Below are 22,845 nucleotides of genomic sequence, written 5' to 3' on the forward strand. Positions count from 1 at the left end.
CCATGAACCAGATGTCGTCCTGGGCGATCAAGAACCCGATTCCGATCATCCTGCTGTTCCTGCTGCTGACGCTCGGCGGCGTGGTCGGCTTCATGGGGATGCGGATCAACTCCAACCCCGACATTGACTTCCCCCTGGTCGCCGTCACGGCCGCCCGCCCCGGCTCGGCGCCGGCGGAGATGGAGGTCCAGGTCACGCGCCTGATCGAGGATTCGCTGGCCGGCCTGTCGGGCGTGCGCCACATCACGTCCAACATCACCGACGGCGTGTCCTCCACGACGATCGAGTTCGAGCTGGGCACCGACACCGACCGCGCCACCAACGACGTGCGCAACGCCATGACCGGCCTGCGCGCCAGCCTGCCCCAGGACATGCAGGAACCGGCGGTCCAGCGCATCGACATCACCGGCGACGCCCTGATCACCTACGTCGTCCGTTCGCCGACCATGACGCCGGAAGAGATCAGCTGGTTCATCGACAACGAGGTCAGCCGCAGCCTGCTGGCCCTGGGCGGCGTGGGCGAGGTCAACCGCTCCGGCGGTGTGGACCGCGAAATCCGCGTCGAGCTGGATCCGCAACGGCTGGCCGCCTATGGCGTCACCGCCGCCGAGGTCAGCCAGGCGCTGAACAACGTCAACAACAACCTGCCGGGCGGCCGCGTCACCATCGCCGGGTCCGAGCGCGCCGTGCGCACCCTTGGCGCCGCGACCTCGGTCGAGCAGCTCAGCGGCACCCTGATCCCGCTGGGCGACGGCAAGACGGTGCGCCTGGATAATCTGGGCAAGGTCGAGGACAAGTGGAGCGAACCGCGCCGCCTGGCCCGCTACAACGGCCAGGAGGCCGTCACCTTCAACTTCCTGCGCTCGCGCACCGCCTCCGAGGTCAAGGTCGCCGAACGGGTCCGCGAAGAGGTCAAGAAGCTCGACGACGCCCACCCCGAACTGACGATCAGCCAGGTCACCGCCAGCGTCGAACAGATCGAGGAAAGCTACCTCGCCTCGCTGGAGGCTCTGCTGCTGGGCGCCGTGCTGGCGGTCATCATCGTCTTCATCTTCCTGCGCGACTGGCGGGCCACCTTCATCGCGGCCATGGCCATGCCGATGTCGCTGATCCCGACCTTCGCCATCCTGGGTCCGCTGGATCAGTCGCTGAACGTGGTGACCCTGCTGGCCCTGTCGCTGACCATCGGCATCCTGGTCGACGACGCCATCGTGGAGATCGAGAACATCGTCCGCCACATGCGCGACGGCAAGCCGCCCTATGACGCCTCGCTGGAGGCGGCCGACGAGATCGGCCTGGCGGTCGTGGCCACCACGGCGACCATCATCGCCGTCTTTGCGCCGGTCGGGTTCATGCCCGGCATCATCGGTCAGTTCTTCAAGGCCTTCGCCCTGGCGGCCTGCGTCTCAGTGGCCTTCTCGCTGCTGGTCGCGCGGACCCTGACGCCGCTGATGGCGGCCTTCATCCTGAAACACACCAACCACGAGGACCGCGATCCCTTCTGGATGTCGGGCTATCTGAAGGCGTTGCGCTGGTCGTTGGGCAACCGCTGGAAGGTGTTGATCCTCGGCGTGCTGTTCTTGGTCGGCTCCGTCGCCACGGCCGTTGTGGCCAAGATGTCGTTCGAGTTCATGTCGCCCGGCGACGTGGCCCGCGCCGCCTTCCAGGTCGAACTGCCGCCCGGCTCGACCCTGCGCCAGACCGACGCCGTGGTTCAGCAGGTCACCAAACGGCTGGAAGCCCGCCCCGAGGTCACCTCGGTCTACGCCGCCGTCGGCGGTCAGGACGTGACCCAGGCCAATGTCTATGCCGACATGGTGCCCAAGGGCGACCGCGACCTGAGCCAGCAGGCCTTCGCCCGCGTCATGGTGGACGAGCTGAAACAAATTCCCGGCGCCCGTATCCGCGCCGGCATCGCCCAGTCGGGCGGTGGTCCAGGCGACGGCACCAGCTACACCTTCTCGATCCTGAGCGATAATCCCGACGCCCTGAACGCCGCGGCGCGCAAGGTCGAAGAGGAGATGCGCGGCGTTCCCGGCCTGGCCAATATCGTCAACTCGGCCGCCATCGCCCGTCCCGAAATCCTGGTCACGCCGCGTCCCGACGAGGCGGCTTTAGCCGGCGTCTCGGCCGGCGCCATCTCCCAGGCCGTGCGGGTCGCCACCATCGGCGACGTGGATCAGAACCTGCCCAAATATAACCTGGGCGACCGCCAGATCCCGATCCGCCTGCAACTGACGGAAGGCGCGCGCGAGGATCTGACCGTGCTGGAGAACCTGCGCGTGCCGGGCAACGGCGGAAACTCCGTGCCGCTGAGCGCCGTCGCCGACATCCAGTTCGGCGCCGGCCCCGCCACCGTCACCCGCCAGGATCGCTCGCGGATCGCCTCGATCAGCGCCGAGCTGGACGGCATCGCCACCGGCGCGGCGGGCGCAGCGGTCAACCGCCTGCCCTCGGTCCAGAACCTGCCCGCCGGCGTGCGCCAGGTGCCGGCCGGCGACGCCGAGTTCATTCAGGAAATGCTGACCGGCTTCGCCATCGCCTTCGCCTCAGGCATCCTGCTGATGTATGCGGTTCTGACGCTGCTGTTCAAAAGCTTCGCCTATCCGATCACCATCATGGCGGCCCTGCCGCTGGCTATCGGCGGCGCCTTCATCGCCTTGGCCATCGGCGGCGCCAACTTCTCCATGTCGGCCCTGATCGGGGTGCTGATGCTGATGGGGATCGCGGCCAAGAACTCCATCCTGCTGGTCGATTACGTCATCATGGCCGAGCGGGACGGCATGCCGCGCCACGAGGCCATCATGGACGCGGCGCACAAGCGCGCCCGCCCCATCCTGATGACCACCTTCGCCATGGGGGCGGGCATGGTGCCCATCGCCATGGGGGTCGGGGCCGATGTCCAGTTCCGCTCGCCCATGGCCATCGCCGTGCTGGGCGGACTGATCTCCTCGACCTTCCTGTCCCTGCTCTACATCCCCGCCATCTTCACCATCGTAGACGACATCGCCGGCTGGGGCCGCCGCATCCTGCACCGCAAGACGGCCGGGCAGCGCGAGCTGGCCAAGCCGAGGCAGGATCCCTTGGTGGAGTAAGGGCTGGGGCTCAGCCAGGCGCTGCGGTCTTCATCGCGTCGATGAAGACCCGCAGCGCGGGCGGCAGATTTCGGTGCCCGGCGTAGTAGAGATAGTTGGACGGAAGCTGCGGCCGCCAGTCGTCCAGCACGCTGATCAGCGCGCCGGACGCGAGCCAGGGCGCCGCCTGGGTCTCGATCACGCAGGCGACGCCCAGCCCCGCCATCGCGCCCTCGCACAGCATGTCGATGTCGTTGGTGACGAAGCCGCCAGGGACATCCATCGTCGTCGTCTGGCCGTCTCGCTCGAAGGTCCACCGATAGATCGAACCCGCCGTCGGGAGGCGATAGTTCAGGCAACGATGGCGCTCCAGATCGGTCGGGCTCATCGGGACGCCGGCGGCGTCAAGGTAAGCCGGCGAAGCGACCATGATGATCCGCACGCCGTCGTCCAGCCGCACCGAGACCATGTCCTGTTCCAGCGACGGCAACCGCCGAATCCCGGCGTCGAACCCGCCCTTCACGATATCGACCAGACCGTCGTCCACGACCAGTTCGACGGTGATCTCTGGATAGACCTCGGCCAGTCCCCTCAGGCGAGGCAGCACGAGGCCGAACGCCGCCGACCTGTGGGCCGTCACCCTGACGCGCCCGGCGGGTTTGGCCCGGTCTGCGTTCAAGGCGACCAGCGCGTCGGTCACCTCGGCTATGGCGGGCCGCAGGCTGGCCAGCAGCCGGTCGCCGGCCTCGGTCGGCGCCACGCTGCGGGTGGTGCGGTTGAGCAGACGCAGGCCCATGCGCGCCTCCATCAGCCGCATGCGGTGGCTCAACGCCGACGCCGTCACGCCAAGAGCGACGCCGGCCTTCGTAAAGCTGCCGGCCTCGACGATGGCCGCGAAGACCGCCAGATCGTTCCAGGTATCGCGATCCATTGATGAGCATCACTCAAAGGGGTTCGTAGCTGACCGATACTACCGCTCAACCATGGCACGGTCCAACTTAGGCGGGCAATCCGACAGGAGCCTTTACGTGAGCCTTGCCCAATACCGTCCCCTCGGCCGTTCCGGCCTTATCGTCAGCCCGCTCGCGCTCGGCACGATGACATTCGGCGTGGCGCGCTGGGGCATGGGCCGCCCCGCCGCCGAAGCCGTGTTCGACGCCTATGTCGAGGCGGGCGGCAATCTGATCGACACCGCAGACGTCTATGCGGGCGGCGCGGGCGAAACGATGCTGGGCGAGATCATCGCGGATCGCGGCGTCCGGGATCAACTCGTCATCGCCACCAAGTCAGGATTCGCCGCAGGCCATGGCCCCCATGCGGGCGGCAACGGCGCCAAACACATCCATGCGGCGCTGGAGGGCTCGCTGCGCCGGCTGAAGACCGACTATATCGACCTGTACTGGATCCACGTCTGGGACTCGGTCACGCCGCCCGAAGAGCTGCTGGAAACGATGTCGGCGCTCGTGAGGTCTGGCAAGATCAGATACTGGGGCATGTCGAACACCCCGGCTTGGTACGTCGCGCGGGTCGTCACCCTGGCCGCCGCCAGCGGACGGCCCGGCCCCATCGCGCTGCAGTATTTCTACTCCCTGGTCAGCCGCGAGATCGAGGCCGAACACGTGCCGCTGGCCAAAGATACGGGCCTGGGCGTCATGCCATGGAGCCCCCTCGCCTACGGCCTGCTGACCGGAAAATACGACCGGGCGACCGTCGAGGCGGCGCCGTCACGAAGCGGCGGCTTGCCGAACGAAGCGGCGAACCCTGACGGCGTAACACAGGGCGGCGCCCGTCTGGATGGCGCCAATCCGTTCGGCGACACTCTCTTCACCGACCGCAATTGGAAGATCGTCGATGTGCTCAAGAGCGTCGCCTCCGAGATCGGGGAGCCGCCCGCCAAGGTCGCCCTCGCCTGGGCGCTGTCGCGTCCGACCGTCGACACGGTCCTGATCGGCGTCAGCCGTGTCAGCCAGCTTCAGGACAACATCGGCGCCGTCGGCCTTCGCCTGTCCGAGACGCATCTGGACACCCTGAACAAGGCCAGCAGGCCGGACCTTCCCATGCTGTACGGCCTGTTCAGCGACGAGATGCGGCGACAGGTCGTCTTCGGCGGCGCCGAGGTGTCGGCGCGCGCTTAATCGCTTCAAGCGAGGCGACCGCAAACAAAAGGGCCCGCCGGTTTCCCGGTCGGCCCTTCGTCGTTCAGCCTCGTGGGCTGACGATCAGTATTTGACCTTCAGCGTCACGCCGTAGGTGCGCGGGGCGCCGAGGTAGGCGTTATAGGTCGCCGTGTCGGTGGCCATATTGTAGAAGGTGCCGTCCGCCTGGGGTGTCGTCGTGTTGGCGAAGGCCGTGCCTTGCAGCGGGGCGGCGAAGCCGACCTGGGTGTATTCTTCCTGCAGCAGGTTCTGGGCCCACAGGTCCACGGTCCAGCGTTCGTCTTCCGAGCCGATCGAGATGCGGCCGTTGACGACGGTGAAGGCGTCCTGGTTCTTGTAGGGCAGCAGGTCGGAGCCGGTGTTGTATTCGGTCGAGTATTTGGCCGACAGGTTGAACCCGCCGCGCAGGCCGCCGCCCAGCGAGCGGTCGAAGGCCAGGGCGCCGGTGACCGACCATTCCGGGGCGAACGAGGCGCGCGCGCCCGGCAGCAGCGACAGCTGCGGGAAGCGGCCGGGGCTGGACAGGTCGCCGGCGCCGAACACGCCGTATTTGGCGTCCGTGTAGGTCACGCCGCCCTGGAACGACAGGCCCTCGACCGGGGTGAACCAGACCATGTCGGCATCGACGCCGCGCGACTTCAGCTCGGGGATGGATTCCACCACGAAGGCGGTGCCCAGGAAGGTGTTGAGCTGGAAGTTCTCGAACTTCTGATCGAAGTAGGTGAGGTTCAGCAGCATGGTGCGGTTGAACAGGGTCGTCTTGACCCCCGCCTCATAGCTGTCGACCGTCTCGGCGGCGAAGAACAGCGAGGCGTCCGGCGTCACGCCCGTCTGCACCCGATCCATATTGTAGCCCGCGCCCTTGTAGCCGCGCGCATACGAGCCATAGACCATGATCGACGGGTTGAACCGGTAGGACGCCTTGATGGTGCCCGACAGATCGGTGTCGCTGAACTTCTCCTGGATCCGGCGATTGTCGTACAGCGGGTTGGACCAGGGCAGGCACAGCAGGCCCAGCGCGGCGGCCGGGGTGGCGATATTGGCCGTGCCGGGGATCGGCGAAACCGTGCGGTTGGCCGGGTTCTGGTTGGCCAGGGCGCCGCCGCAGGCCGCGCCGTTGCTGCCCAGATTGTCCTGAACGCCCAGCAGGCGCTTGCTGTCGTAGGTGTAGCGAAGGCCCAGGTTGATATCGAACCCTTCGCTCACCTTCCAGGTGTTGTTGGTGAACAGGGCCACCGATTCCGAACGCTGCGAATAGTGGTCTTCATACGCCTTGCCGGCCGAGAAGGTCGGGGCGGCGGCGCTGGGCGGCACCGCGCCGATGACGCACAGCGGCTGGCCCGCGGCCGCGCCGGCCGTGCCGACAAGGAAGCCGTTCGGGTTGGTGAAGCAGCCCAGGCGCGACGGGCTGGGACCGCCGACGGCGGCCGGCAAGGACGCCGTCAGCAGGAACGACGCGAAGGCGTTGTAGTCGGAGCCATAGACATAGCTGTCGTCGCGATAGACGCCTTCCTTGGTGGCGAACAGGCCGACCAGCCAGTCGAACTTGTCCGTCGAGCCCGCCAGGCGGAACTCCTGCGTCAGGTTATCGACGCCATAGCCGTTGGAGCCGTCGTTGGCGCGGTACAGGATGTCGGCGCCGGTGTAGTCGAGGTCCATCCCCTGCTGGAACGACCAGTCGCGGAACGAGGTCTGGGACGTCAGGGTGGCGTTGATGCTGGGGAAGTCGATGGTAGCTTCCGCCGACAGACCCATGTCCTCGATCTCTTGCGGGGTCTCGCGGTTGGAATAGGCCAGACGCGAGAAGGGCACCGTGCCGAAGCCGGCGACGGGCGGACGCTGGCCGGGGCCGTTGGGCGCGGTCAGGGCGGCGATGAAGGCCTGCGACGGGCCGACGCGCGTCTGCACGGCGACGCAGCAGTATTCCTCGCGCTTGGTGTAGTCCGCGATCAGGCGGATCGAGGTGTTGTCGTTGGGCAGGATCAGCAGCTGACCGCGCGTGGTCCAGTAATCCTGGGTCTGGTCGTCGCTCTTGCTGTTGGGACCGTCGCCGGTGTTGACGTCATAGAAGCCGTCACGCTCGCGGTGGGCGACGAACAGGCGACCGGCGATCTGGTCGGTCAGGCCGCCCGTGACGGAAACCGAACCGCCGATGGCGCCGAAGTTGCCGCCGGTCAGTTCCGCCGAGATCGACGGGTCGAACGACGGACGCTCGGTGATGATGTTGATGACGCCGGCCGAGGTGTTCTTGCCGAACAGGGTGCCTTGCGGACCCTTCAGGACCTCGATGCGGCTCAGTTCGCCCAGGTCACCGAAACCAACCGAGTTGCGCGAGCGATAGACGCCGTCGATCACCACGCCGACCGAGCTTTCCAGGCCGGGGTTGTCGCCCACGGTGCCGGCGCCGCGGATACGGACGGTGGTCGATGCTTCCGACTGGGTCGAGGTGACGGTCATGCCGGGGGTCAGGATCTGCAGATCCTTGATGTCCTGGACCCCTGCGCCATCCAGCAGTTCCTGCGACAGGGTCGTGACCACGATCGGCACGTCCTGCAGGCTCTGTTCGCGCTTCTGGGCGGTGACGATGATGTCGTCGACGGTCGCCGGGGCGTCCTGCGCGGCGGCGACGCCGGCGAAGCCCATAACGGCGGCGCCCATGACGGCGGCGGACACGGTGGTCCTGAGTTGAAGATTGCGGCGCATAGGCGTCCTCCCGGCTGAAGCCGCGACGCCAGTGGCGATCGCAGCGTTTCCTGTTCCCATCGACGTCCCCTTCTTGGGGGATCGTTCGTTATCGCTAGGCTAAGCGCGCTTCGGCCCCACCGACAAGCGAGCGTTGTTACCCGCGACGATTTTTCGCCGTGGATTCGCCTTTGTGTGTCAGGGAAGAGACATAAAACGCTGACGTTAGGTCAGTTTTTGCCCATTTTTCGGCCTCATGGGCTCGACCTCAGGCTGCAGGGCGACGGGATCGACCTGGCGGCGACGGCCGGCGAAACCCAGCACGACGGCCGCCGCGATCGCCGACAGGATCGAGCCGCCGATGACGCCCAACTTGACCTCGACCTGTTCGGGCGAATCCACCGCGCCGGGGAAGGCCAGCACGCCGATGAACAGGCTCATGGTGAAGCCGACGCCGCACAGCAGAGAAACCCCATAGACCTGAAGCCAGCTGGCGCCCGTCGGCCGCGCCCCGATTTTCAGCGCCGAGGCCAGCCAGGCCGCGCCCATGACGCCGATCTGCTTGCCGAAGAACAGGCCCAGGGCGATGGCGATGACCAGGGGCGCGAACGCCTGCTCCATCGACAGGCCGGCGAAGGAGACGCCCGCCTTGGCGAAGGCGAACAGCGGCAGGACGAGGAAGGCGTTCCACGGATGCAGGTCGTGCATCGCCTCCTTCAGCGGGCTCTGGCCGTCTTCGGCCCGGCCCTTAATCGGCACGATCATGGCGAAGGCCACGGCGGTCATGGAGGTGCTGAGCCCAGACAGCACCGTCAGATACCAGACGAGGCCGAAGCCCAGCACCCAGAAGGGCGCCGGAATGCGGATGCGGTGGGCAGCGACGGCCCCGACGGCCAGGGCGCCCAGGGCCCAGAACAAGGGCGTCCAGTTCGCCCCCTCGCTGAACAGGACCGCGATCAGGGCGATGGCGCCCAGGTCGTCGACGATGGCGAGGGTCAGCAAGAAGACCCGCAGCGACGACGGCAACCCCTTGCCCACGAAACCGAAGATGGCCAGCGCGAAGGCGATGTCGGTCGCCAGCGGAATGGGCCAACCAGCGTGGGGCGCTCCGATGGTCGCGGACAGCAACAGATAGACCGCCGCCGGCCCCGCCATCCCGCCCAGGGCCGCGAGCACCGGCGTCGCCAGCTTGCGCGGATCGCTGAGCTCGCCGCGCACGATCTCGTATTTGATCTCCAGCCCCACCACGAGGAAGAAGATCGCCATCAGACCTTCCTTGATCCAGTCGGAGATCGTCTCCTCCAGCCGGATCGGGCCGATCTGAAGCACGTGATAGCTCTTGAGCCAGGTGAAATAGTCCGCCGACCAGGGCGAGTTGGCGACCAGCACGGCGGCGATGGCCGCCAGCGCCAGGGCCGAGCCGGACGCGGCCTCGGTCTTGAGGAAATCGAGTGTCAGTTTGCGCGCCACGGCGGCCTCCAATCGGAATACTGAAGCTGTCGTGACGCCAGGTTATCGACGGGCGTCGGACCGGATTCGTCACCCCCCTCGGAGCGCGCCGGCCTGGCCGCGCGAGGCGACCTGATGGCTAAAGGCAGAATAGAGGACGGGGAGCCTCACGCCAAGCCCGACGCGGGTGGCAGATTGCGACAGGGCTCTTTCGTGACCTCGATTTAACTTGCGGTTTTGGGGGATCGCCGCGACGACGCCTCACATAGCGGGGGTGCTTGATATGAGTTTGAAATCGATTGCGGCGGCGTTGTCGCTTGCGGGCCTGTGCGCGGGTTCCGCTCATGCCGAGACCCTTGCACCGCTCACGTTCGCCGAGCGTCTGGCGCAGGCAGGGTCGCCGCTGATCCTCCGACCGGAGGGCTTTTCGGGTCCGGGCGCGGCGATACTGTCGGAGGCCATAGACGCCAGCCGCTACGTCCTCATCGGCGAGAGCCATTTTTCGCGCGAGATCCCCGCCTTCACCACGAACGTGTGCCGATTGATGGCGGCTGGCGGCCCGGAGACTGGCGGCCTGACGGCTATGGCCGTCGAGACCGGGCCAGAGGCCGCCGTAGCGGTCAACGCACGGCTTAGAGCGCCGGACCGGGAACAGCAGATTTCCGACTTCATGACCGCCCATCCCGACGCCATGGCCTTCCTCAACGGCCGCGACGAGGGTCAGACCGCCGCCGATTGCGCGGGCGTCGCGGGGCCGGACTTCGAGCTGTGGGGACTGGATCAGGAGTTCCTGGGAGCAAGCGGTTATCTGATCGAACAGATGCTGACGGCCGGTCCGGGACCGCTCGCCCGTGCTCAGATCGAGGCGCTGGCCGAGCAGGAGCGAACGGCGACACAGGCCGCGCTGGCCTCCGGTTCGCCCTTCGACTTTTTCCTTTTGAAGGCCACCGATGCGACGCTGGATCAGGCGGGGGCGGCCATCGATCAGGACGGCGGCGACCGGGTCAGGGCGTTGTTCGCGGCCCTGCGCGAAACCCGCGCCATCTATCAGGCGTCGCAGGCTCGCCGTGGCGATCCGAACGGGCGCAGGGCGCGGCTGATGAAACGGACGCTGGCGGCCCATTTCGCCGAGGCGCCGCAGGCGCGCGTGCTGATGAAGTTCGGCGCCTACCATCTCTACAAGGGCTACAATCCCCTCGGCCAGCGCGATGTGGGCAATTTCGTCGCTGAACACGCCGACGGAGAGGGCGTACAGTCCCTCCACATGATCGTCGTCGGCGCGAGAGGCACGGAGGCCGGCTACAACGGGGTCGGTCGCCCGATGAAGGTGCACGACTTCGACGTGATGACGGAAGAAGGCGGCGACTGGCGCAAGGATGTGACGCTGGCCCGTCCGTCGAACATGGCGCCGGGCGACTGGCTCCTGGTGGATCTGCGCACTCTGCGCAGCGCCGATCTGGACGCGCTGACGCCTGAATGGCGCGACATCATCCGCGGCTACGACCTGGCCGTCGTCGCGCCGGAACTGACAGCGTCCACCAAGCTGGGGGCGGATTACGTCCCTTAGACGCAGACCGCATTGATCAGCTTGGTTCAAGAAGGACGGTTGCACTTCGATCTCAGGGACCGCACCTAGCGGCCATGCCTGTCTTCCCCGCCTACCGCCCCGAACCGCGCTTCTTCGACCTGGGCGCCGACTATGCCGATGCGGTTCAGGCCGCCGACTTCCCGCAGACGACCTTGCGGTTCCGCAACGACCGCGCCACCGCCGAGGTCGGGCTGGAGGGGCTGGACGACGCCGAATGGATCGCCGCCTTCGGCCGGTTCGAACCCCTGCCTGGCCAGCCCGGCCCCCTCGCCATGCGCTATCACGGGCATCAGTTCCGCCACTACAATCCCGACCTGGGCGACGGGCGCGGCTTCCTGGCGGCGCAGATGCGCGAAACGCCTCAAACAGCCGCGCTCCGCGAGCGCGGCGATAGGCAAGGAAAGCCCTCGGGTCGGTTGCTCGATCTGGGGACGAAAGGCTCTGGCACGACGCCTTGGTCGCGCAGCGGCGACGGGCGGCTGACGCTGAAGGGCGGCGTGCGCGAGGTGCTGGCGTCGACGATGCTGGAGGCCCAGGGTGTTCCCACCAGCCGGGCGTTTTCTTTGATCGAGACGGGCGAGGCGCTGGAGCGCGGGGACGAGCCGTCGCCGACGCGGTCCGCCGTCCTGGTCCGCCTGTCGCACTCGCATGTCCGGTTCGGGACGTTCCAGCGCGCGGCCTATCTGGGTCGCCGCGACCAGATCGAGGCGCTGATCGAACATGTTCGCACCCTGTATCACCCCGGCGTGGCCGCCGGGGATGCGCCCGGCCTGCTGACCGCCATCGTCGAGGCCTCGGCGAAGCTGACGGCGCGGTGGATTGCGGCGGGCTTCGTGCACGGGGTGCTGAACACCGACAATCTGAACGTCACGGGCGAGAGTTTCGACTATGGCCCCTGGCGGTTCCTGCCCGAATACGACCCGGCCTTCACCGCCGCCTATTTCGACCAGACCGGCCTTTACGCCTTCGCGCGTCAGCCCGAGGCGGTGTTCTGGAACCTGACGCAGTTGGCGGGCTGTCTGAAGCTGGTCGCCGACGTCGAGCCGTTGACGGCGGCGTTGAACGGGTTCGGCCCGGCCTATATCCGCGAACTGCGCGCCGCCTTCCTGATGAGGCTGGGCGTGCTCAGCCTGGGCGAGGCGGCGGATCAGCGGCTGGTGGATGCGACCCTGGCCCTGTTGCGTGAGGGCGGCGCGGCGATGCGGTGGGAGCCGCTGTTCTTCGACTGGTTCGGCGGCTTCGCCTCCTCAGCCCGCGCCCTGTCGGGACCGCGCGCGAAACTCTATCAGGGCGAGGCCTTCGACGCCTTCCGCTTCGCCCTGATGGAGCATGAACCCGACCGGATCGAACGGCTGGAGCACCCGATGTTCGCCGCCCGCGAGCCCGAGGAGATGCTGATCGACGAGGTCGAGGCGATCTGGGCCGCCATCGCCACCGACGACGACTGGGCGCCCTTCCAGGCCAAGCTGGACCGACTGGAAGCCGCCCGCGTCGCCTGGGACTTCAGCGCCTGACGCCGAACCTTACGAAAGCTTCATCTCGTTTATCGATAATTTTCTTGTTCGTTTATCGATAAATCCATATCGATAGTCACCAAGGCGGTCGCGGAGGGCGACCCGATTGGAAGGGCTATCAAGATGAAACTCGTCGGCAAGCGGTCGGCCGCCAGCGCTCTGCGGTGGCTGCTGGGCTTTCTCAATGTCTTCGTGATGATCGGCGCGGTGGGCATAGGCGTCGTGTTCCTGCTGACCCTGGTTATTCCCAGCTTCGGCGCAGGCGTCATAGATGCCCTGAAAGGCGCCCCGAGCGACCCCGGCCATGCTTTCGAAATCACCGGCCGCCTGACATTGCTCGGCGCCGTCATGGCCTGCGGCTTCACCTGGTGGATACTCAACCGACTGCGGCGCATCCTGTTGTCGGTGAACCTGGGCGACGCCTTCGAGTTCGCCAATGTCAAACGGCTCCAGGCCGTGGGCTTCGGCCTGATCGGCATCCAGCTGACGGCCTTGCTGCTGGCCTTCGTCGCGCCCCAGGCCATCGGCCAGTCCGTGTCCGACTACGACTTCAACCTCGGTTCGTGGTTGGGCATTCTGGTGGTCTTCATCCTGGCCGAGGTGTTCCGGCAGGGGTCGGCCATGCGCGACGAACAGATGACCACGGTCTGAGAGAGGGGCGCGCCATGATCATGATCCAACTGGACCGCCTGCTGCTCGAACGCCGCATGTCCCTGACCGAACTGTCCGACCGCGTCGGCGTCACCCTGGCCAATCTGTCGATCCTCAAGACCGGCAAGGCCCGCGCCGTCCGCTTCTCCACCCTGGACGCCCTGTGCCGCGAACTGGACTGCCAGCCCGGCGACCTGATCGTCCAGACGCCGGGGGTGCAGCCGGAGGATTGACGCAAGTCTGATGAGGGTGCGCTCATGTCGAGAGTTCCGCCGACCGCTCGACATGATCGATCATCGCCTGTCGCGCTTCATCCTCGGCCCCATACAGGCCGGACTCAAAGACGGGAAACTCCGTCTCCCAAGGCGCGATCCCTGGTGCAGACACGGTCTGTCGCTTCCATTCGGCGAAGCTGTAGAGGCCGTCGGTGCGGCGAACCAGTTCGGTCCATTCACCCGGCCCCACGCCCTCCTGCCGCCAGACGATGTCTCTGGGCGGGTGGACGAAGGGCGCGACAACGGGTTTGGCGACGGGCTTCAGTCGCTGACCCAGCCAATCGCGAAAGCGTTCGAACGGCCCCTTTTCGATCAGCGCCATCGTGCCGTCGTCGCCTTAAAGCGTGCGCGCGATCAACAGCTTCATGATCTCGTTGGTGCCGCCGTAGATGCGCTGCACCCGCGCGTCCTTGTACAGCTGCGCGATGGCATATTCGTTCATGTAGCCATAGCCGCCGTGCAGTTGCAGCATCTCGTCCAGGGTCTCGCCCTGGATGTCCGTCACCCAGTATTTGGCCATCGAGGCCGTGGCGGCGTCGAGTTTGCCCTCAAGGTGCAGGCCGATGCAGTGGTCGACGAAGACCTTCGCAACAGTGAGCTTGGTCTTGACCTCGGCCAATTTGAACTGGGTGTTCTGGAAGTCGAGGATCCGCTTGCCGAAGGCCTTGCGTTCCTTGACGTAGGCGATCGTCGCCTCCAGCCCGCGCTCGGCGGCGGCGACGCCCTGGACGGCGATGTTCAGCCGTTCCTGCGGCAGTTGCTGCATCAGCTGGACGAAGCCCTGGCCCTCGCCGCCGCCGATGATGTTGTCGCCCGGAACCTTGACCTCGTTGAAGAACAGTTCGGAGGTGTCGTTCCCCTCCATGCCGATCTTGTGCAGGTTGCGGCCGCGTTCGAAGCCTTCCGCGCCGTCGGTTTCAACGACGATAAGACTGGTGCCCTTGGCGCCCTCGGCCGGGTCGGTCTTGGCCACCACGATGATGAAGTTCGCCAGCTGGCCGTTGGTGATGAAGGTCTTGGAGCCGTTGACGACATAGCCGTTGCCGGACTTGACCGCCGTGGTCTTGATGCCTTGCAGGTCCGAGCCGGCGCCTGGTTCGGTCATGGCGATGGCGCCGACCAGCTCCCCCGAGGCCAGACGCGGCAGCCAGCGCGCCTTCTGCTCCTCGGTGCCGTAGTGCCAGATGTAGGGGGCGACGATGGCGTTGTGCAGCGAGATGCCGAAATGGTCCGCGCCCTTCCAGCCCAGCTGCCGCATCAGCACGACCTCATGCCGATAGTCGCCGCCCATGCCGCCGTCTTCTTCGGGCATGGACAGGCCCAGCAGGCCGTCGGTCCCGGCCTGGGTCCACAGGTCGCGCGGCACGCTGGAGTTGGCGATCCAGGACTGGACCTGTTCCGGCGGCGCGTGCTCGTCGATCCATTTGCCGACGCTGTCGGAGAAGAGGACGATCTCCTCTTCACGCATGAAATCGGGGTCGGGGCTGTTGAGGATGTTCATGAGGTCACTCCAACATTCTCCCTCCCCGTCCGGGGAGGGTGGCCGCGCAGCGGCCGGGTGGGGGCGGCAAGGTGAAGCGGCCTAGATCGGAGTGCGTGTCGCCCTACCGCCCCCACCCGGTCTCCGCTTCGCTTCGACCACCCTCCCCCGCGGGGGGAGGGAGAGCCGTTAGGGCTTCGCTCCTCAGAACGCCTCGGCCGGCATGGCCATCAGCACGTCCGCGCCGGTCTTCATCTTCTTCAGGTGGGCGTCCGCGTCGGGCAGGATGCGCTCGACGAAGTAGCGGCCGGTCTGGAGCTTGGTGGCGTAATACGGATCGGTCGAACCGGCCTCGACCTGGGCTTGCGCCACCTTGGCCATCTGCGCCCACATATAGGCCAGCGCCGTTAGGCCGAAGACGTTCAGATAGTCGGTCGAGGCGGCGCCGGCGTTGTCCGGGTTGGCCATGCCGTTCTGCATCAGCCACATGGTGCCGTCCTGCAGCTTGGCCTTGGCGTCGGCCAAACCGTCGACGAAGGGCTTGATCGCTTCATTGCCGCTGTTCTCGGCGACGAAGGCGTCGATCTCGCCGAACCAGGTCATGATGGCGCGACCGCCTGCCGCGGGCAGCTTGCGCCCGACCAGGTCCAGCGCCTGGATGCCGTTGGTGCCCTCGTAGATCATGGTGATGCGGGCATCGCGCAGATACTGCGAGGCGGGGAAGTGTTCGGTGTAGCCCGATCCGCCGTGCACTTGCATGCCCAGCGAGGCGACATGGAAGCCCTTGTCGGTCAGATAGGCCTTCAGCACGGGCGTCAGCAGGCCCATGTAATCCTTGGCCTTGGTGGCGACGGCCTCGTCTTCCGACTTCTCCAGGTCGGCGTGCAGGGCGGTCCACAGGATGAAGGCCTGGCCGCCTTCGACGAAGGCGCGGGCTTCTAGAAGCATGCGGCGCACGTCTGGGTGGACCATGATGCTGTCGGCCGGGCCGTCCGGGTTCTTAGGGCCGGTCAGACTGCGGCCCTGCAGGCGGTCCTTGGCGAACTCGACGGCGGCCTGATAGGCGGCGTTGCCGATGGCCAGACCTTGCAGGCCGGTGCCCAGGCGGGCCTCGTTCATCACCACGAACATGTTGTTCATGCCCCGGCCTTCCTGGCCGATCAGCCAGCCCTTGGCGCCGTCGTACTGCATCACGGCCGTGGCGTTGCCGTGGATGCCCATCTTGTGCTCAAGCCCGGCGCATTCCAGCGTGTTGCGCTCGCCCAGCGACCCGTCCTCGTTGACCAGGAACTTTGGCACGACGAACAGCGACAGGCCCTTGATGCCTGGAACCGCGCCTTCGACGCGGGCCAGGACGGTGTGGATGATGTTGTCGGCGAAGTCGTGCTCGCCGGCCGAGATCCAGATCTTCTGGCCGGTGATCGAATACGACCCGTCGCCGTTCGGCACGGCCTTGGTGCGCACCATGCCCAGATCCGTACCGCACTGGGGCTCGGTCAGGTTCATCGTGCCCGACCATTCGCCGGTCGCCATCTTGGGCAGGTATTTCTGCTTCAGCTCATCGGATGCATTGGCGTGGATGCCGGCATAGGCGCCGGCCGTCAGGCCCGGGTACATCGAGAAGGCGGCGGATGCGCCGGCCGTCATCTGACCGAAGGCCGAGGCGACGACGCTGGGCATGCCCTGGCCGCCGTAGGCCGGGTCGGCGGCCAAGGCCATCCAGCCGGCTTCCGACATGGCCTTGTAGGCTTCCTTCCAGCCCTTGGGACCGGTCACCACGCCGCCCTCGGCCCAATGACAGCCTTCCTTGTCGCCCGGATTGTTGATCGGGGCGATGACCTCGTCGGCGAACTTGGCGCCCTCTTCCAGGATCTGGCCGACCAGATCCGAAGAAACGTCCTGGAAGCCCGGCTGGTTGGTGTAGCGGTCGATTTCCAGCACTTCATTCAGGATGAAGGTGAAGTCGCGGACAGGCGCCTTGTAGGCCATGGATTACGCTCTTGCTTTGAAGGGGTGGTGATGGTCGTGGTTGAGACGCGCGCGCAGCAGCTTCTCATAGTCTTCGGCGCCCGGCAGCAGGTCGGGGCGGTGTTCGGAAAGCTTGGATTCCATCCAGTCGCAGGCCTGTTCGGCCGTCTCGATGGCGCCTTCGATGTCTTCCAGCTGCTGCTTCAGCGCCGCGATCTGGGCGCGGTGCCGCACCAGGGCCACGGCCATCTGATGGACGTTGTGGTCCTTCTGATCATAGAGATCCATCATGTCCTGGATCTCCTGAAGGGTGAAGCCGATGCGGCGTCCCCTCAGGATCAGTTTCAGCCGGGCGCGGTCGCGGGCGTCATAGACGCGGGTCTGGCCCTTGCGCGCGGGGGTCAGCAGGCCCTTGTCCTCATAGAATCGCAGGGCGCGCGCCGTGGCCCCGAACTCGCGGCAGAGCTGGCGGATGGAATAGGTGCGGTGGTCGTCGGCGGTGGCCATGCCCCAACATAACTTGACGTGCGCGTAAAGGAAAGCGCTTTACGCGCACGTAAGGGTAAGCTTTTCGTGTGGTGAACCGACAAGCCAAGTCGCAGGCATGAAAAAGCCCGGAACCTGGGGGGAGGTTCCGGGCGCAAACGCCGGACTGCAGGGGGGAGAGGGGTCCGACGTTCGATCTCTTTCAGAAGGCCTTGCGACGACCCAGCAGGACCGGGATGGTGAAGGCCAGAAGGATGGCGTTGACCACGGCCAAACCCAAGTCCTGGCTCATCGCGTGGATGACCAGCATGGTCGATTCCAGCACCACCAGGCCGGTCGCCGCCGTCATCAGCAGCGGGCGGCCGATGCGCCACGAGATCAGCGGGCTGAGCACGCCCATGGCCAGCACGATCTCGACCACGCCCAGGCCGCGCACCATGTTCTCGGGCGCAACCGCAGGCCAACCCATCAGATTGATGAGGTTGGTCATCGGCTCGGTCAGCTTGGCATAGCCGGCGGCGATGAAGAACATCGCGATCCAGCCCTGCAGCGTCCAAAGGGCGATGTTGGCGTAGGCGGCGCGGCTGCGCGAGGGGGCGGTGGTGAAGGTGGAGGTGGTCATCGGGGGAGGAACCTGATTTCGTAACAGTCGCGATATCGGATTGGGGATCGCCGTTCGCAAGAGGGGATATAGCGGCGCTTTCGATATTTGTCATCAGGCGATGACATCAGCGGATGACATCAGTTGATGACTTTGTGTTACAGGCCGGGGCGTCTGGTCCGATTCCCGACGCCCCACAACCCCGATACGCTCGGCGCCCTATTGTCGGATCACCGATATTCCGCGCGCGGCCAACAGATCCTGCACGGTGTCGTCCCCGGCGAGGTGACCGAGACCCACGGCGATGAAGCTGGTTCCTGATCCCGCGAGCAGGGTCTCGATCTGGTCGGCCCAGTCGGCGTTGCGGCTCGCCATGAAGATCTGGTGCGTCTCTTCGGAGATGGCGCGGCCGTTCTCGTGCGCATACTGCGCCATTGCGGCCGGGTCGTTTGCGATCCAGCCGGCCACGACGCGGTCCAGATCGGCGGCGGCCGTGCCGTAGGTCTTCAGATAATGCCGCAGATAGGTCTTCTGGCCGTCGTCGCTCATCCGCGCCAGGCCGCCGATCTGCTGGTCGATAGTCTCGAAGCCGTGGATGGTCTTGCCGGCCGCCAGCGCTCGGGTCCGCAGGTTCATCTCGACGCCCAGCTTGGGGTCGTATCCCGCCGCCGTCAGTGGGCCGGTGGCGATCATCAGCGCGGCGAACCAGGGCCGGAACGGATCGATCTGCTGCGCGGTCAGACCGGCCGCCGGGGCGGCGATGGCCAAGGTCGCCAGTTCGTCGGGCGTCAGCCAACTGGACAGGGGGCGTTCCGGCGACAAGCCATATTGCTGGATTATCGGCATGATGGCGGCCTGGTCGTCCGGGCTGGTGACCTCGAACCAGACATCCGAGGCGCTGTCGAAGGCGGCGTCCACCTTGTCCGATCCCCAGGCCGTGCCGGGCTTCAGCAGATGGATCGTGCCATAGAGATAGACGGTGGAATCCGCGTCCCGGATGACCCAGAGGGGCGGGCCGTCGCCAGCGGCGCGGGCGATGGGGGCCAAGGCGACGGGGGGAGGCGCAACGGGTGTCTCGGCATAGGCTTCGCCGGCGAAGATGGCCGCCCAGGCGGCGAGGCCCAGCGCCATGCCGGCGCCGACGGATTGGACGCGCGAAGCCGCGCGCCCCAGAACGATCTGGAGGTTCATGGTCGTATCCTTGGTTTGAAGGGGTGTGGCGCGACGCGGGATGCGTCGCCGCCGGTCAGACGGCGAAGAGGTCTTCGACCGGATGGTTCAGGGCGCGAGACAGGCGAAAAGCCAAGCTCAGCGAAGGCGCATAGAGGCCGGTCTCGATGGCCCGCAGCGTCAGGCGAGAGACGCCGATCCGACCGGCCAGTTCTGCGAGAGAAAGCCGGCGCCGGTCACGCACCGCGCGCACGCGGTTGGCGAGCCGGCTCATCGGGGTCTCCGCCGCGACCAGACGCTCGCGTAATGGATCACGGCCAGCGCCAAGCCGGTCAGCATGACGACCAGACCGAGAGACGGCGCGCCTCCGAGGGTGTTCGGCCAGAAGGGCGTCTCGACCTTGGCGGTCAGGCTGACGGCGGCCAGGGCCGCGGCGATGGAAATGACGGTCTTCTGGTCGTGTGTGTAGTCGGTGCGTTGGAAATGTTTCATGACAAGCTCCCCTGTCGTTGTGACAAGTTCGCTTTACGATCAAAGCCTCAGTTTAGTCAAGCTTCATTTACATCACGACAATGACACTTTCCTTTCTGACCGTCGCCGCGCGCGGCGACGGCGCCGGATCTCCACTGCGCCTCGGGGACGACAGGCGTTTATGCTGACGAAAGGCATGTGTGGCGCCTGTCTGCGCCAACCTTTATCGTTGGGAAATGGCCACTACAGACGACCAATGATCCGCCTCCACGTTACATCTCCCCTCGCGGCCGCCGCCGCCGTAGCCCCCACCCTCGACCAGTCCCGCTATTTGACCCAGGTCATGCGGTTGAAGATCGGCGACGACCTGCTGGTGTTCAACGGCCGCGACGGCGAGTGGCGGTGTTCGATCGCCGAAGTCCTGAAGAAGGGCGTCATCCTGCGCGCCGAGGAACAGGCCCGGCCCCAGGTCCATGGCCCGGACCTTGAGCTGATCGTCGCCGTGGTGAAGAAGGCGCGGGTCGAGACCATCGTCGAGAAGGCCGCCGAACTTGGCGCGCGCCGGGTGCGGCTGGTCCTGACCCATCGCACCAACGCCGACCGCATCCGTCTGGATCGGCTGGACGCCATCGCCGAGGAGGCCGCCGAACAGACCGGCCGCATGGACGTGCCCGCCGTCGACGATCCGGTGAAGCTGGACGCCCTGTTGGACGGCTGGGAGGCCGGGCGGCGGCTGATGTTCTGCGACGAGACTGGCGGCGCACCGGCCATGTCGGCGTTGCGCGACGCGGGAGAGGGTCCCTGGTCCATCCTGATCGGGCCGGAGGGCGGCTTTTCGCCCGAGGAGGGCGAGCGGCTGCGGTCGCTGCCCTTCGCCACCGCCGTTTCGCTCGGCCCGCGCATCCTGCGCGCCGACACCGCCGCCATCGCCGCCATGACCATGTGGCAGGCGGCTGTGGGCGATTGGGAACGATAAGTGCGCCCCTCAAGCAGCGAGCCGCCGCGCGGCGAGCGTCAGGGAAAGAACAAAGCCCTCTTGAGCCACGCGGCAATCTTGCCCATCTAGCCGCGACACACGGTCGCTTACGGCGCGCCGCAGGGGACTGACGCATGACCGACAACGCGCCGCTGACCCGGACCGTCCTCATTGAGGCCATGTCCAAGGGGGCCAAACCCAAGGACCAGTGGCGCATCGGCGCCGAGCACGAGAAGTTCGGCTTCGACAAGACCACCCTGGCTCGCCCCGGGTACGAAGGCCCGAACGGCATCAAGGCCATGCTGGAGGGCCTGCAACGGTTCGGCTGGTCGCCGGTCGAAGAGAATGGCTTCCTGATCGGGCTGGAGCGCCGCAACAACGAGGGCTTCATCGCTTCGGTCAGCCTGGAGCCGGGCGGTCAGTTCGAACTGTCGGGCGCGCCGCTTCTGACCATCCACGACATCTGCAACGAGACCGGCCAGCACCTGATGGAGGTCAAGCAGGTCGCCGATCAGATCGGCGTCGGCTTCCTGGGCGCCGGTTTCGACCCGCTGTGGACGCGCGAACAGGTCCCGGTCATGCCCAAGGGCCGCTACGACATCATGCGCGCCTATATGCCCAAGGTCGGGACCCTGGGCCTGGACATGATGCTGCGCACCTGCACCATCCAGGCGAACCTCGACTTCGACAGCGAGGCCGACATGGTGGCCAAGTTCCGCACCTCGCTGGCGCTGCAACCGATCGCCACCGCCCTGTTCGCCTGTTCGCCCTTCACCGAGGGCCGCCCCAACGGCTTCCTGTCGGCGCGCGCCAACGTCTGGACCGACACCGACGCCGACCGCACCGGCATGCTGGGCTTCGTGTTCGAGGACGGCTTCGGCTTCGAACGCTACGCCGACTATGCGCTGGACACGCCGATGTACTTCGCCAAGCGCGACGGTCATTACGTCGACGCCTCGGGCCAGTCGTTCCGCGATTTCCAGGCCGGAAAACTGCCCGCCCTGCCCGGCCAGTTCCCCACCATCAAGGACTGGAACGACCACCTGACCACCCTCTTCCCCGAGGTGCGGCTGAAGGCGTATCTGGAGATGCGCGGCGCCGACGGCGGTCCGTGGAGCCGCATCTGCGCCCTGCCCGCCCTGTGGGCCGGCATCCTGTACGACGCCCCGTCGCTGGCCGCCGCCTGGGACCTGGTCAAGGACTGGGACATCGCCGACCACGAGCGCCTTCGCCGTGACGTGACGCGCTTGGGCCTGAAGGCCGAGGTCGCGGGCCGCAGCGTGCGCGACATCGCCGTGGACCTGGTCAACATCGCCAAACAGGGCCTGAAGAACCGCGCCAAATTCTCGGGCGGCATGGTGGACGAGCGCGGCTATCTGTCGGAACTGGAAGACATCGCCGACAGCGGCGTCACCCCGGCCGAACGCCTGCTGGACCTGTATCACGGCGCCTGGCAGGGCGACGTGAAGCGCATCTACGCCGACTTCGCCTACTAGGGCACGGTATAGTCCGAGCAATCCGGTAGCTTGCTGTCCGGCCGGTATTCGCCCGCCGCCGCGTCGAAGGTGAACCGGCGGCTGTAGCTGCATTTCGGATCGCGCACGGTGACCAGGTCGGCGGGCTTGAGCGGCGGCTTCTCCAGCGAGTCCTCGGAGCGCGAAGAGCCGCGCGGATAGGCGGTTGCTGTGGTGACGTAGTCGAGCACGGGCATGGCGGCCGCCTCGCCCGTCGCCGTCAGCGTCGCCTCGAACCCGTATTCGTCGTGACAGGCGCCGGCCCGCTGCGTCATGTCGTCTTCGCTGAAACAGGCGCGGATCGTCAGCTCTGCGCGGATAGGGACGGCAAGCACGGGCGTTTCGCCCGCATCGCCGTTCGCGTCCAGCCTGTACAGACGCAGTTCCGTGGCCTGACCGCCGCCCCCGGAATACATGCTGCTGGTCTCGACCTTAACCCCAGTCAGGACACCGCCGTCGGGCAAGCGGACCAGGCCGGTCCAGGGCTGGAAATACTCGACTGCGGCGGCTCCGCCCCTGTCTGCTTGCGGAGGAAGGGCGCCCGCGGCGCGCAGGATCGGACGCACGATCGGTTCGCCGTCTTCTCCCGTGTCTTTCGTCAGACCCACGCACCACGCCCCATCGCTTGTGCAGGCGCGATCGTCTGTGAGGGTCAGAGTCTCCAGTCGATCCGCAGCGGGCGCGGACTGTAAGGCGGCGATCAGGGCAAGAGCGAAAATCATCGTCGCATCCTATCCAACGCGGCGCGCGACGCCATACCGCACTGGCACCCAATGCAAAGGCAAGCTTA

20 protein-coding genes are annotated in these 22,845 nt (G+C 66.6%); 8 read left to right on the forward strand and 12 right to left on the reverse strand.

What is annotated here, in order from left to right:
- Window positions 1-2 precede the first annotated feature (2 nt).
- The gene (locus tag CHRYSEO8AT_RS03025) at window positions 3-3,095 is read left to right on the forward strand and encodes an efflux RND transporter permease subunit (RefSeq protein ID WP_159846066.1); all 3,093 of its coding nucleotides are present in this window, start codon (window positions 3-5) and stop codon (window positions 3,093-3,095) included.
- Window positions 3,096-3,105: 10 nt separating this feature from the next.
- Here the strand turns inward: CHRYSEO8AT_RS03025 and CHRYSEO8AT_RS03030 are convergent, their stop codons facing one another.
- On the reverse strand, window positions 3,106-4,005 hold the full coding sequence (locus CHRYSEO8AT_RS03030; RefSeq protein ID WP_159846069.1) for a LysR family transcriptional regulator: 900 nt from the start codon (window positions 4,003-4,005) through the stop codon (window positions 3,106-3,108).
- A 97-nt stretch (window positions 4,006-4,102) separates the two neighbouring features.
- Here CHRYSEO8AT_RS03030 and CHRYSEO8AT_RS03035 point away from each other — a divergent pair, with 97 nt between their 5' ends.
- Window positions 4,103-5,209: an aldo/keto reductase gene (locus tag CHRYSEO8AT_RS03035; protein WP_159846072.1), complete on the forward strand. Its 1,107-nt coding sequence runs from the start codon at window positions 4,103-4,105 to the stop codon at window positions 5,207-5,209.
- Window positions 5,210-5,293: 84 nt separating this feature from the next.
- On the opposite strand, the gene CHRYSEO8AT_RS03040 is transcribed toward CHRYSEO8AT_RS03035, so the two are convergent.
- Both CHRYSEO8AT_RS03040 and nhaA read right to left on the reverse strand, forming a co-directional pair.
- Window positions 5,294-7,933 carry a TonB-dependent receptor gene (locus CHRYSEO8AT_RS03040; protein ID WP_159846075.1) on the reverse strand — a complete coding sequence of 880 codons (2,640 nt, stop codon included), beginning with the start codon at window positions 7,931-7,933 and terminating at the stop codon, window positions 5,294-5,296.
- A 204-nt stretch (window positions 7,934-8,137) separates the two neighbouring features.
- Window positions 8,138-9,382 carry a Na+/H+ antiporter NhaA gene (gene nhaA / locus CHRYSEO8AT_RS03045; protein ID WP_236547405.1) on the reverse strand — a complete coding sequence of 415 codons (1,245 nt, stop codon included), beginning with the start codon at window positions 9,380-9,382 and terminating at the stop codon, window positions 8,138-8,140.
- A gap of 262 nt (window positions 9,383-9,644) precedes the next feature.
- Here nhaA and CHRYSEO8AT_RS03050 point away from each other — a divergent pair, with 262 nt between their 5' ends.
- From CHRYSEO8AT_RS03050 to CHRYSEO8AT_RS03065, 4 genes are all read left to right on the forward strand, one after another.
- Window positions 9,645-10,928 carry a hypothetical protein gene (locus tag CHRYSEO8AT_RS03050; RefSeq protein WP_159846081.1) on the forward strand — a complete coding sequence of 428 codons (1,284 nt, stop codon included), beginning with the start codon at window positions 9,645-9,647 and terminating at the stop codon, window positions 10,926-10,928.
- A 74-nt stretch (window positions 10,929-11,002) separates the two neighbouring features.
- A complete protein-coding gene (locus CHRYSEO8AT_RS03055) occupies window positions 11,003-12,463 on the forward strand; it encodes a protein adenylyltransferase SelO (protein ID WP_159846084.1) in 1,461 nt (486 codons plus the stop codon).
- A gap of 123 nt (window positions 12,464-12,586) precedes the next feature.
- A complete protein-coding gene (locus CHRYSEO8AT_RS03060; protein WP_159846087.1) occupies window positions 12,587-13,114 on the forward strand; it encodes a DUF2975 domain-containing protein in 528 nt (175 codons plus the stop codon).
- Between the two features lie 14 nt (window positions 13,115-13,128).
- Window positions 13,129-13,347, forward strand: a complete 219-nt coding sequence (locus CHRYSEO8AT_RS03065) for a helix-turn-helix transcriptional regulator (RefSeq protein ID WP_159846090.1) — start codon at window positions 13,129-13,131, stop codon at window positions 13,345-13,347.
- 22 nt (window positions 13,348-13,369) lie between these two features.
- Here the strand turns inward: CHRYSEO8AT_RS03065 and CHRYSEO8AT_RS03070 are convergent, their stop codons facing one another.
- The 8 genes from CHRYSEO8AT_RS03070 to CHRYSEO8AT_RS03105 form a co-directional block, all read right to left on the reverse strand.
- The gene (locus tag CHRYSEO8AT_RS03070) at window positions 13,370-13,711 is read right to left on the reverse strand and encodes a hypothetical protein (protein WP_159846093.1); all 342 of its coding nucleotides are present in this window, start codon (window positions 13,709-13,711) and stop codon (window positions 13,370-13,372) included.
- Window positions 13,712-13,726: 15 nt separating this feature from the next.
- Window positions 13,727-14,890 carry an acyl-CoA dehydrogenase family protein gene (locus tag CHRYSEO8AT_RS03075; RefSeq protein WP_159846096.1) on the reverse strand — a complete coding sequence of 388 codons (1,164 nt, stop codon included), beginning with the start codon at window positions 14,888-14,890 and terminating at the stop codon, window positions 13,727-13,729.
- A gap of 183 nt (window positions 14,891-15,073) precedes the next feature.
- Window positions 15,074-16,858: an acyl-CoA dehydrogenase C-terminal domain-containing protein gene (locus CHRYSEO8AT_RS03080; RefSeq protein ID WP_159846099.1), complete on the reverse strand. Its 1,785-nt coding sequence runs from the start codon at window positions 16,856-16,858 to the stop codon at window positions 15,074-15,076.
- Between the two features lie 3 nt (window positions 16,859-16,861).
- Window positions 16,862-17,344 (reverse strand): MerR family DNA-binding transcriptional regulator, encoded by a 483-nt coding sequence (locus CHRYSEO8AT_RS03085; protein WP_159846102.1) that lies wholly within the window; start codon window positions 17,342-17,344, stop codon window positions 16,862-16,864.
- Window positions 17,345-17,525: 181 nt separating this feature from the next.
- On the reverse strand, window positions 17,526-17,945 hold the full coding sequence (locus CHRYSEO8AT_RS03090; RefSeq protein WP_159846106.1) for a DoxX family protein: 420 nt from the start codon (window positions 17,943-17,945) through the stop codon (window positions 17,526-17,528).
- Window positions 17,946-18,143: 198 nt separating this feature from the next.
- Window positions 18,144-19,115 carry a TraB/GumN family protein gene (locus tag CHRYSEO8AT_RS03095; RefSeq protein ID WP_159846109.1) on the reverse strand — a complete coding sequence of 324 codons (972 nt, stop codon included), beginning with the start codon at window positions 19,113-19,115 and terminating at the stop codon, window positions 18,144-18,146.
- Between the two features lie 55 nt (window positions 19,116-19,170).
- Window positions 19,171-19,368: a helix-turn-helix transcriptional regulator gene (locus CHRYSEO8AT_RS03100; protein ID WP_159846112.1), complete on the reverse strand. Its 198-nt coding sequence runs from the start codon at window positions 19,366-19,368 to the stop codon at window positions 19,171-19,173.
- Window positions 19,365-19,586, reverse strand: coding sequence for a hypothetical protein (locus CHRYSEO8AT_RS03105; RefSeq protein WP_159846115.1), 222 nt, complete (start codon window positions 19,584-19,586; stop codon window positions 19,365-19,367). The genes CHRYSEO8AT_RS03100 and CHRYSEO8AT_RS03105 overlap by 4 nt, the downstream gene beginning before the upstream one ends.
- Window positions 19,587-19,821: 235 nt before the next feature.
- On the opposite strand from CHRYSEO8AT_RS03105, the gene CHRYSEO8AT_RS03110 reads away from it, so the two are divergent.
- Both CHRYSEO8AT_RS03110 and CHRYSEO8AT_RS03115 read left to right on the forward strand, forming a co-directional pair.
- Window positions 19,822-20,541: a 16S rRNA (uracil(1498)-N(3))-methyltransferase gene (locus CHRYSEO8AT_RS03110; protein WP_159846118.1), complete on the forward strand. Its 720-nt coding sequence runs from the start codon at window positions 19,822-19,824 to the stop codon at window positions 20,539-20,541.
- Window positions 20,542-20,675: 134 nt separating this feature from the next.
- On the forward strand, window positions 20,676-22,037 hold the full coding sequence (locus CHRYSEO8AT_RS03115; RefSeq protein WP_159846121.1) for a glutamate--cysteine ligase: 1,362 nt from the start codon (window positions 20,676-20,678) through the stop codon (window positions 22,035-22,037).
- Here the strand turns inward: CHRYSEO8AT_RS03115 and CHRYSEO8AT_RS03120 are convergent.
- Window positions 22,034-22,777: a hypothetical protein gene (locus CHRYSEO8AT_RS03120; RefSeq protein WP_159846124.1), complete on the reverse strand. Its 744-nt coding sequence runs from the start codon at window positions 22,775-22,777 to the stop codon at window positions 22,034-22,036. The genes CHRYSEO8AT_RS03115 and CHRYSEO8AT_RS03120 overlap by 4 nt on opposite strands.
- Between the last annotated feature and the right edge of the window lie 68 nt (window positions 22,778-22,845).

Origin of the sequence: Brevundimonas sp. G8 (genome assembly GCF_902506205.1) — a bacterium.
Classification (GTDB): domain Bacteria; phylum Pseudomonadota; class Alphaproteobacteria; order Caulobacterales; family Caulobacteraceae; genus Brevundimonas.

Coding starts and splice junctions, on each gene's coding strand:
- CHRYSEO8AT_RS03075 (WP_159846096.1), bottom strand. CDS start 14,890: ATGAACATCCTCAACAGCCCCGACCCCGATTTCATGCGTGAAGAGGAG.
- CHRYSEO8AT_RS03080 (WP_159846099.1), bottom strand. CDS start 16,858: ATGGCCTACAAGGCGCCTGTCCGCGACTTCACCTTCATCCTGAATGAA.
- CHRYSEO8AT_RS03110 (WP_159846118.1), top strand. CDS start 19,822: ATGATCCGCCTCCACGTTACATCTCCCCTCGCGGCCGCCGCCGCCGTA.
- CHRYSEO8AT_RS03025 (WP_159846066.1), top strand. CDS start 3: ATGAACCAGATGTCGTCCTGGGCGATCAAGAACCCGATTCCGATCATC.
- CHRYSEO8AT_RS03105 (WP_159846115.1), bottom strand. CDS start 19,586: ATGAAACATTTCCAACGCACCGACTACACACACGACCAGAAGACCGTC.
- CHRYSEO8AT_RS03030 (WP_159846069.1), bottom strand. CDS start 4,005: ATGGATCGCGATACCTGGAACGATCTGGCGGTCTTCGCGGCCATCGTC.
- CHRYSEO8AT_RS03100 (WP_159846112.1), bottom strand. CDS start 19,368: ATGAGCCGGCTCGCCAACCGCGTGCGCGCGGTGCGTGACCGGCGCCGG.
- CHRYSEO8AT_RS03090 (WP_159846106.1), bottom strand. CDS start 17,945: ATGACCACCTCCACCTTCACCACCGCCCCCTCGCGCAGCCGCGCCGCC.
- CHRYSEO8AT_RS03055 (WP_159846084.1), top strand. CDS start 11,003: ATGCCTGTCTTCCCCGCCTACCGCCCCGAACCGCGCTTCTTCGACCTG.
- CHRYSEO8AT_RS03065 (WP_159846090.1), top strand. CDS start 13,129: ATGATCATGATCCAACTGGACCGCCTGCTGCTCGAACGCCGCATGTCC.
- CHRYSEO8AT_RS03050 (WP_159846081.1), top strand. CDS start 9,645: ATGAGTTTGAAATCGATTGCGGCGGCGTTGTCGCTTGCGGGCCTGTGC.
- CHRYSEO8AT_RS03120 (WP_159846124.1), bottom strand. CDS start 22,777: ATGATTTTCGCTCTTGCCCTGATCGCCGCCTTACAGTCCGCGCCCGCT.
- CHRYSEO8AT_RS03115 (WP_159846121.1), top strand. CDS start 20,676: ATGACCGACAACGCGCCGCTGACCCGGACCGTCCTCATTGAGGCCATG.
- CHRYSEO8AT_RS03060 (WP_159846087.1), top strand. CDS start 12,587: ATGAAACTCGTCGGCAAGCGGTCGGCCGCCAGCGCTCTGCGGTGGCTG.
- CHRYSEO8AT_RS03095 (WP_159846109.1), bottom strand. CDS start 19,115: ATGAACCTCCAGATCGTTCTGGGGCGCGCGGCTTCGCGCGTCCAATCC.
- CHRYSEO8AT_RS03085 (WP_159846102.1), bottom strand. CDS start 17,344: ATGGCCACCGCCGACGACCACCGCACCTATTCCATCCGCCAGCTCTGC.
- CHRYSEO8AT_RS03040 (WP_159846075.1), bottom strand. CDS start 7,933: ATGCGCCGCAATCTTCAACTCAGGACCACCGTGTCCGCCGCCGTCATG.
- CHRYSEO8AT_RS03070 (WP_159846093.1), bottom strand. CDS start 13,711: ATGGCGCTGATCGAAAAGGGGCCGTTCGAACGCTTTCGCGATTGGCTG.